General features: G+C 49.4%; 8 protein-coding genes and 1 pseudogene. 3 read left to right on the forward strand and 6 right to left on the reverse strand.

The genetic code is table 11. The annotated features are described in order from the left end of the window. Positions 1-55 precede the first annotated feature (55 nt). Both B4F99_RS06525 and B4F99_RS06530 read right to left on the reverse strand, forming a co-directional pair. The gene (locus B4F99_RS06525) at positions 56-424 is read right to left on the reverse strand and encodes a nuclear transport factor 2 family protein (protein WP_290756112.1); all 369 of its coding nucleotides are present in this window, start codon (positions 422-424) and stop codon (positions 56-58) included. Between the two features lie 22 nt (positions 425-446). Continuing rightward, positions 447-929, reverse strand: a complete 483-nt coding sequence (locus B4F99_RS06530; protein ID WP_029343142.1) for an Rrf2 family transcriptional regulator — start codon at positions 927-929, stop codon at positions 447-449. 208 nt (positions 930-1,137) lie between these two features. On the opposite strand from B4F99_RS06530, the gene cydD reads away from it, so the two are divergent. The 3 genes from cydD to B4F99_RS06545 all read left to right on the forward strand — a co-directional run bounded on the left by cydD (position 1,138) and on the right by B4F99_RS06545 (position 5,564). Then, entirely contained in the window at positions 1,138-2,868 is a 1,731-nt protein-coding gene (gene cydD, locus B4F99_RS06535; protein WP_290756115.1) for a thiol reductant ABC exporter subunit CydD, read from the forward strand. Further along, the gene (gene cydC, locus B4F99_RS06540; protein WP_290756117.1) at positions 2,865-4,574 is read left to right on the forward strand and encodes a thiol reductant ABC exporter subunit CydC; all 1,710 of its coding nucleotides are present in this window, start codon (positions 2,865-2,867) and stop codon (positions 4,572-4,574) included. Before cydD ends, cydC begins: the two co-directional genes overlap by 4 nt. 351 nt (positions 4,575-4,925) lie before the next feature. Further along, complete coding sequence (locus tag B4F99_RS06545) at positions 4,926-5,564, forward strand: cyclase (RefSeq protein WP_290756119.1); 639 nt, start codon at positions 4,926-4,928, stop codon at positions 5,562-5,564. A 38-nt stretch (positions 5,565-5,602) separates the two neighbouring features. On the opposite strand, the gene kynB is transcribed toward B4F99_RS06545, so the two are convergent. The 4 genes and pseudogenes from kynB to B4F99_RS06565 all read right to left on the reverse strand — a co-directional run. Next, a complete protein-coding gene (gene kynB, locus B4F99_RS06550; RefSeq protein ID WP_290756121.1) occupies positions 5,603-6,226 on the reverse strand; it encodes an arylformamidase in 624 nt (207 codons plus the stop codon). Between the two features lie 13 nt (positions 6,227-6,239). Next, complete coding sequence (kynA, locus tag B4F99_RS06555; protein ID WP_214856295.1) at positions 6,240-7,079, reverse strand: tryptophan 2,3-dioxygenase; 840 nt, start codon at positions 7,077-7,079, stop codon at positions 6,240-6,242. 23 nt (positions 7,080-7,102) lie between these two features. Beyond that, entirely contained in the window at positions 7,103-8,482 is a 1,380-nt protein-coding gene (locus tag B4F99_RS06560; protein WP_290756123.1) for an amino acid permease, read from the reverse strand. A gap of 10 nt (positions 8,483-8,492) precedes the next feature. After that, positions 8,493-8,673 (reverse strand): annotated as a pseudogene (locus B4F99_RS06565) (kynureninase); the annotation flags it as partial.

Raw genomic sequence — 8,673 nt, forward strand, 5'->3', positions numbered from 1 at the left:
TTATCTTTGTAGAGACTGACTTTGGAGTCAGCCTCTTCGTTATTTAAAAGCCATCTTATGAACGGAACATCGTCGGATCATCTGGAACGTTTTCCAGGTAAGCGATCCGTCCGTTTTCATCGAGACGTGCGATATCTTTTCCGTCTTGCGTGAAGACACTACCGTCTGCCCGTTTTCCGCAAACTGCCCAGCGTGTTTCATATGTTCCGGGTGTTGTTTCTTCCCAGCCGGCATACATGTGCTTAATGTCTTGATTCGTTGTAAACACATGACGGACGAATTGTTTCCAGGCGTCGATGCCGTGCTTTGGTTGTCCGTTCAGGACGAACGTGATGTCTGTCGTGAATAAGGAAACGAGATCCTCAAAAGCTTGTTCATCTGTGCGTGACGCGTCGAATAAGTCGAAATAACGATTCAATATCATAGTAAAAACCTCTTTCTGTTCATTAAAGTGTCATCATCCGGTCTGTGATTAACGCATGTAACCGTTCTAAATGTTCTGGTGGACAGGAGGCGTCAATTGCTTGACGGATCGAGCCAATCGATTCGCGCTTCAACGTCGATTGCCACGCATCTTCCGCCTCTGTCATCAGATTCGACAGTAGACCGATCTCCTGTTCCTGAATTCCCATCAAATCCTCAAAGACACCGCTTGACGCATACAACGTCTGCTTGCCCTCGATTGCTTGATAAACGTCAAAGATTTGAATTTCGTCTGCTGGACGCCGTAAGCGAAAGCCGCCTTTGACACCCGGTACGGAATACAACAGATCCGCCTGGACGAGTTTTCGTAAGAGCTTTTGGAAATAAGTCGGCGAGGCACCGAGTTGCTGGCTGATGAATTCACCGGGCAACACAGCGCGATCTGGAAGGAATGTCAAAAGCAACATCGCATAGACGGATTGCTCGACCCCGGTTTTCATTTGCATAGAAAGACTCCTTTCGTTAAACGTGGATAATATCTATCCATAATAGTTTCATTCGAAAGGATTGTCGAGTTTTATGCTCTCACAAAAACGTCACACCTTTTCGACAGCATCTGCATGGCATCCCCGTTCCAGATTCGATATACTAAATGTACGATATGTGAAAATATTCACTAAAAGTCGTTCACACTTCGTGAAAGGACGTTTGTATATGAATCCATTAAAAGGAATCGTCCAGATTCCACGTAGTATTCTCATTCAATTCATCATTGCGGCTTTCTTAATGGGGGTCGCGGTCGTCGGTCAATCATACGGCATCGTGTTAACAGTCGATCGCATTTTCCTAAAAGAACAACCGTTTGAATCCGTCATTCCGTTACTACTCATCGTTCTCGGGATGCTGTTGCTCCGAGTCGCCGTGACGTATTGGAACGGTCGTCTCGGTACGACGTTATCGGCACACATGAAGCAGGCGCTTCGGGAAGCACTCGTTGCGAAATATACGAGTCGCTCAGTCGAGATGATGCTACAAGGGCAAGCGGGACAGAAGGTCAGTGTCTTGCTCGATGCAGTAGACGAGATGGACAGCTACTATAGTCAATATTTGCCGAAAGTCGTCCAGACCACAATCGTTCCATTGATGGTCTTGATCGCGGCATTCAGCTATGACTGGATCACGGGTCTTGTCATGATGATCACGGCGCCGTTCATTCCGTTGTTTTACATCATCATCGGCATCATGACGCAAAAGCGGGCCGATGCTCAACTCGAGAAGATGACGGCATTCTCAGGAACGTTCCTCGATACGTTACAAGGACTGATAACCTTGAAGTTATTCGGTCGCGCGAAACGACAGCGTGACGTCATCGAAAAAAGCAGTCTCGATTTCCGAGATGCGACATTAACGGTCTTGAAGCTCGCCTTCTTGTCGTCATTGATGCTTGAGTTCATCTCGATGCTCAGTATGGGAATGATTGCACTTGAAGTCAGTCTGCGTTTGATTCTGTTTCAAAGCATCACCTTTATCCCAGCGTTCTTGATGCTCGTGTTGGCACCAGAATACTATCTTGCCTTAAAAGAGATGGGGGCTGCTTTCCACACGGGACGCGGTAGTGTGGCAGCAGCGAAACAGATCGCAGCCGAACTGACGGCAGAAGATCGTCCTGTTGCATACGGTCAATCGGAACTTGCGACCAATCGTCCACCACGAATCGTCTTGGATGAAGTCGGCTTTACGTACCAAGAAGGACGTTTTGCCTTACAAGATATCGGGCTTACGATTGAGCCGTATCAAAAGGTAGCGTTGATCGGTCGCAGTGGTGCCGGTAAATCGACCGTCTTGCAGTTGATTGCCGGACTCGCGGATCCACAAGAAGGACGGATTCTACTCGACGGAACCGAGCGCGGTCAGGTGGAGGAAACAAGCTGGTTCCGTCAGTTGAGCTACATTTCTCAACATCCGTATCTGTATGCCGGAACACTGGCAGAAAACATCGCGATTGGTGAGCTTCGTCAAGCGACGCCTGAAGAGATTTTCGAAGCGGCGCAGGCGGCAGGGCTCGAGGAGTTGATTGCGACGTTGCCTGAAGGGATCGACACGGTGATCGGAGAAGGTGGACGCGGTCTATCGGGTGGCGAAAAACAGCGTGTTGCGTTAGCACGAGCGTTCTTGAAACGACCGAACGTCGTCGTCTTTGATGAACCGACGACTGGACTTGATGTCAAAACGGAGCGACTGCTCCAACACGCGATTGAGCAACTCGGACAATCGGCAACCGTCATCACTGTCGCGCACCGTTTGCATACGATTGAACGATCGGATCAAATCGTCGTTCTCGACGGCGGACGAATCGTCGATCGCGGCACTCACGATGAACTGCTTGGACGCGATTCGGAATATGCGCGGATGCGTAGCGTCCAGAGAGGGGAGGAAACACGATGAAGGAATTATTAGGAGTCTTTCGGTTGATGGTGCATCAAAAACGCGATATCGCCTGGTCGATCTTCTTCGGTGTCCTCGCCGGTGTGACAGCGGTCGGTTTATTCGCAGCAAGTGGGTACCTGATTTCAAAGGCAGCCTTGTTGCCACCGATCCAGACACTCGCCGTCTTGATCGCCCTGCAAAAAGTGTCGAGTCTGACGCGCGCCGTCAGTCGGTATTCGGAACGTTACTATTCGCACCGGGCGACGTTTACCATCCTTAGTGACATCCGAACGTCATTTTACCGTCGTCTCGAGCCGCTTGCGCCAGGGATTTTTGGTAAGTACCGCAGTGGGGATTTACTTGCGCGGATCGTCGGGGATGTCGAGAGTCTGCAAAATACGTTCTTACGTGTCCTCTATCCACCGATCGTGTTACTGCTCGTTTTCTTCTGTACGATCTTTTTCGTCAGTTTCTTCTCATGGAAGATTGCCGGGATTCTGTTGCTTGGTTTAATTTTGACCGGTTTCTTGATTCCGGGATGGTTCGCGTACCGTGAACAACGCTTCGCCCGTTCAGTCCGTGTCCGACGTGGTGACTTGTCGACAGAAGTGACAGAGTTATTCCAAGGCTATCGTGATTTGAAGATTTACCAACAGCTCGACCAAAAGGAACAGGACTTGAATGCCGTCGCGAAACGGTATGTCGAGGAAGAGAAACGTAATGGTTTACACGCTGTCTCGAACCTGGCCTTAAATACGATGGTAACGCTGATCATCTCTTGGCTTGTCCTCGGTGTGGGTGCCTATCTCGTCGCAAGCGGACAACTCGAGGGAGTTTTCCTCGCTTTACTCGTCATGACATCGCTGACCGTCTTTGAAAATGCGGCACCGATGGCGATTTTACCCGGCTTCTTTGAAGATAGCCGCCATGCTGCGACACGACTCGATGAAGTCGTGACTGAGCAAGAGGAGCCGACGTACGCTCCGTTCGTCCTCGATCAGGTACCGTCCTTTGAAACGAATGCGCTGACGTTTACGTTTCCTGATGCACCCCGTCCAGTCTTACGTGACGTCACTGTTTCGATTCCGGCTGGTAAGAAGACGGCAATCGTCGGAGCGAGTGGTTCCGGGAAATCAACGTTACTTCAATTGATGTTACGGATGTATCCGACGGACGGATTAACGATTGCTGGACAGGACAGTCAGACGGTTGATCCGGAAGGACTCTGGCAGCACGCGAATGTCGTCCTGCAACAAAATCACTACTTTTATGGAACACTTCGTGATAATCTACTTCTCGCAAACGAAGCAGCGACGGACGAAGCGATGCGACAAGCACTCGATGATGTCGGATTAACGACATTCGAGTTGAGTGATCGTGTGTTTGAAAAAGGAGAGAACTTATCCGGAGGAGAAAAACAGCGGCTGGCGATTGCCCGCGTGCTCTTGCGAGAAGCATCGCTTTACTTGCTTGACGAACCGACGTCATCCGTTGATGCTTTGACGGAACAGATGATTCTCAAGCGACTGTTTGCGCGAGCAACGGATGCGACACTCGTGCTCGTCAGCCACCGCTTAGCGGGTCTTGAAGCGATGGACCAAATCATCGTCATGGATCAAGGACAAGTCATCGAAGTCGGAACGTATGCCGAATTGATGACACGACAAGGGGCGTTTTATGAGTTAAAACAAGTCGAACAGTCGGTGTTTGCTCCGATTGGCTAATAAGTAGTAAAAGATAGAGGGTAATCAACAAATGTTTGACGAACAGAAGGTCGTTTTCCGAATGAAAAATCGGAAAGCGACCTTTTTTGTTAAATAGGAGAAGAAGCAGATTCATCCTCGACTCCTACAGGAAAAGAAAGCAACAAAGTAGCTTTCGTCAGGGATAGATAAGACCCGGCAGATCGCAAGAAATGCGAGTTGTCGCGGCTTATCTCCCGCCTGTGGAAAGAGAGGATGATATACGCGGATGGTTTCTTACATCGCACTACTTCTTCAAATAAGAAAGAGTCAAAAAGACATGACAGTCCACCTCTGAAATGGTAAAGTCTAGAAAAAACGTGGAGGGGTTTCATGCATATCAAACAATCATCCATCGTCGTCGATCAGACGACCGTCTCATATGATCATTTTCAAATGGGATCCAAACAGGTCTGCTTCTTGATCTCGGGAGCATCGTACGTATACGACCATCCATACTTTTACTACACTCGAATGGCATTACTCGCGCGAGGCATCGATGTCATCTGCATTCACTATGTGACAGAAGATCTATTTTTGATGTCAGACGCTGATTCAAATGCCTGCATGACGCGCCGGGTTGACGCTGTCGTCTCAGAAGTGCTGGCAAAGCATCCATACGAAAACGTTCAGTTTATCGCAAAATCGTTAGGCACGATTCCGCTTGCCGCGTTACTTGCTAAGCCGAGTCTACAGGCAGCACGCTTCGTTTTCTTAACACCCGTCCTAAATGAAGTGGTCGAACAAATCGCCGCCTCGACGCAAGCTGGACTGATCGTCATTGGCACGGCCGATAAGTTTTATGATGAGGCAGCACTTGAAACGTGTCGGACATCACAATTAATGATCGATGTTATCGAAGGAGCGAATCATTCACTCGATCAAGGATTTGAGGTCGATTCGTCACTTGCAGTTCTCGGACATGTCATTCGTCAGATCGAAGCCAGTTTATTCGAACCGCTACATAAGTAAAAAATCCGTCCAGCAGAGAGGCTGCTGGACGGATTTTTTTAGTATGGACGAAGTAAGGCACGAACGGGACTACCGTCGCCATCGACGAGCGGGAGTGGGACGGCGTTAAGGTGGTAATCACCAGGCGTGATCGCATCAAGGACGAGTCCTTCGAGGATATGGACTCCATGCTGCGCCAGTGAATGATGGGCCGCCATTTCCTTGCTGTCGATCGCATCGACGCTTGGTAAGTCGAGACCAATCAGCGAAATCCCGAGTTCACCGAGACGTTCAGCAAGACTTGGCGTCAAGACGGGAATCGTTTCCGGGAAAGTTGATTTGTCGATCCAACCATCCGTTTTGATGATCAAGCGCTGGACGTCATTTAGCTCAAAGCCATCTAAATCAGCGGCTGTGATTTCTGTACGACCTGGTAAGTAAATGACACGCGCATGTCCGATGTAGAGATCCGGATCAAGGTCGATGATTTTTTGTCCAGCATCGTCAAAATGAAACGGCGCGTCGACATGAGTGCCGGTATGCAGACTCATCGTAACTTTGCCGACGTTAACGGAACCGGTGTCTGCCTTATTCCATGTCAATGTTGCTTCAAACGGTGTATCCCCCGGCCACGTCGTGACGTGGCGATCAAGTGGTTGTGAAACATCAATCCATCGTGTCATCGCTTCATCCTCCTCATAATGTCGTGCGGACTGACCACAGTTCCGGGAAGAAGCGGTGGTCAAGCACACGTCGTAGATAACTGACGCCAGAAGAACCGCCCGTTCCTGGCTTTTGTCCGATGATCCGTTCGACGGTACTCATGTGGTTAAAGCGCCACATCTGTTGTTGGCTCCCGATATCCAGTAGTTTTTCACCGAGTTCATACAAATCCCAGTACCGATCGACATCACGATAGACGCTTGCCCAAGCTGCTTCGACACTTGCATTCGGCGTCCAGTCTTGCGTGACATCACGCTCAAGGACGGATTCGTCGATCGGTAGCCCATGGCGCGCCATCGCGCGAATCGTTTCGTCGTAGATGCTTGGTGTCTTCAGATCTTCCAGCATCATCGGATAGAGGGTTTCGTCATGCGCATAGACTTTTAGCATTTGCTCATTCTTGAAGCCGAGCGCGAATTCGATTTGGCGGTTTTGATACGATTGGAAACCGGACGAGTGACCAAGCGCATCACGGAATTCCAGATATTCGGCAGGGGTCAAGGTCGACAAGACATTCCACGACTGAATCAACTGGTGCTGAATCTTTGAGATCCGTGCGAGCATCTTAAACGATGATTCGAGATCATCGTTTGCAACGGCTTGCGTCGCTGCCCGCATCTCATGCAGGATCAGCTTCATCCAGAGTTCGCTCGTTTGATGAATGATGATGAACAGCATCTCGTCATGATGCCCCGATAAGCGATGTTGACTTGTAAGTAATGGATCCAGTTGCAAATAATCCCCGTAGGACATATCTTTCTTAAAATCCGTTTGAATCGATGCTTCAATAGACGTAGGATCTGTCTTTGTCATTCCCATTCATCCCCTTTATCGAGTTAATTCAGTTTTCGTTTTTCAGCGGTCTTCAGTTGTTCTGGATGCGCCCGTTTCCAGAAGAAATAGGCGATCGATAAGAACACTAACCACGGTATACCAAACTTCAAGACGATTTGGAAATCTGTGAACCATGTCGTCAGGACGAGTGCGAATAACAACAATGCACCGAGGGCCGTCAGATACGGATAGCCCATCATCCGAACCGGTAATGTCCGTCCACCTTCACGTTCCCAGGCTTTACGGAAGTACAAATGGGAGATGAAAATCATGAACCACGTGAAAATCGCCCCGAACATCGAAATCCCCATCATGAACGGATAAGAGACGCTCGACTGACTGCTGATGATCGCAGCGAGAAAAATGCCGAGCGTTGATAAGGCGAGTGCGAAGAGCGGTACACCTTTTCGATTTAAACGACCAAATACTTTTGGCGCATACGTTGCCTTGGATAATGAATACATCATCCGTGTCGAAGCATACAGCTGACTGTTCATCGCGGAGAGCGCTGCCGTCAGGATGATGAAGTTCATGATACCGCCTGCATATGGAATCGATAGCATCTCCATTACTTTGACGAACGGACTTTGATCGACGCCGCCTGCTTGTTGCCACGGGACAATCATCAACATTAAAGCAATCGTGACGACATAAAACGTCGAGAGACGGAAGACCGTCGCTTTTAATGCTTTCGGTACGGCAACGTCCGGGTCCTTTGCTTCACCGGCAGTGACAGCAATCAATTCCGTTCCGAGGAAACTGAACAGGGAGATGAAGATCGCAATCCAGAGACCCGAGAAGCCGAATGGCATGAAGCCACCATCATTCGTGAAGTTTTGTGGACCGATCTCAGGGCTCGGACTACCGATGACCAAGTAAGCACCAAGCAGGATGAACAGTAAGATGGCACTAATCTTAATGACCGAGAACCAGTACTCGAAGGTTGCGAACGTATTGACTGTCGTAGCATTAATGTAAATTAACGCGGCAGCGAACATGAGAATCCAGACGACCCCGGGAACGTCCGGGAACCAGTATTTCATATAGATGGCGATCGCACTAACTTCAACGCCGATTGCGAGAACGTTTGCGATCCAGTACGAATAGCGGACGAGAAATCCCGCGTACGGACTAATGTATCGTTCGGCAATCGTACCGAACGAGCCAGATGTCGGATGGGCGACCGTCATTTCAGCCAGACAGCCCATTAAAAGTAGGACGATGAAGGCGCCGACTGCGTAACTGATCAAAACGCTCGGTCCAGCAAGCCCGATCGCAAGCCCACTTCCGAGGAAGAGACCGGTACCGATCGCGCAGCCCATTGCAATCATCGTGAGTTGGCGTGTCTTGAGTTCACGCCGTAGTTCAGTAGGTTGTTCCATGGTGTACTCCTTAAGCAACGACTTCGCGTTCATTCGCGAAACGTTCGTATTCTTTATCTTCCATGATTCGTTTAAGTGTCGCGACGACGTCATAGACATCGGTAAACGTGTTGTAGAGCGCGACGGGTGCTAGACGGACAATGTTCGGTGCCCGGAAATCGGGGATGATCCGGTTTTCCTTGAGTGCTTTA

Source organism: Exiguobacterium sp. UBA3491, from assembly GCF_002377745.1.
In the GTDB taxonomy this organism is placed as follows: Bacteria; Bacillota; Bacilli; order Exiguobacteriales; family Exiguobacteriaceae; genus Exiguobacterium_A.

What these genes read in the sequence shown, in the direction of transcription:
- kynA (WP_214856295.1), bottom strand. Translation starts at nt 7,079, where the DNA reads ATGACAAAGACAGATCCTACGTCTATTGAAGCATCGATTCAAACGGAT.
- B4F99_RS06545 (WP_290756119.1), top strand. Translation starts at nt 4,926, where the DNA reads ATGCATATCAAACAATCATCCATCGTCGTCGATCAGACGACCGTCTCA.
- kynB (WP_290756121.1), bottom strand. Translation starts at nt 6,226, where the DNA reads ATGACACGATGGATTGATGTTTCACAACCACTTGATCGCCACGTCACG.
- B4F99_RS06530 (WP_029343142.1), bottom strand. Translation starts at nt 929, where the DNA reads ATGCAAATGAAAACCGGGGTCGAGCAATCCGTCTATGCGATGTTGCTT.
- B4F99_RS06525 (WP_290756112.1), bottom strand. Translation starts at nt 424, where the DNA reads ATGATATTGAATCGTTATTTCGACTTATTCGACGCGTCACGCACAGAT.
- B4F99_RS06560 (WP_290756123.1), bottom strand. Translation starts at nt 8,482, where the DNA reads ATGGAACAACCTACTGAACTACGGCGTGAACTCAAGACACGCCAACTC.
- cydC (WP_290756117.1), top strand. Translation starts at nt 2,865, where the DNA reads ATGAAGGAATTATTAGGAGTCTTTCGGTTGATGGTGCATCAAAAACGC.
- cydD (WP_290756115.1), top strand. Translation starts at nt 1,138, where the DNA reads ATGAATCCATTAAAAGGAATCGTCCAGATTCCACGTAGTATTCTCATT.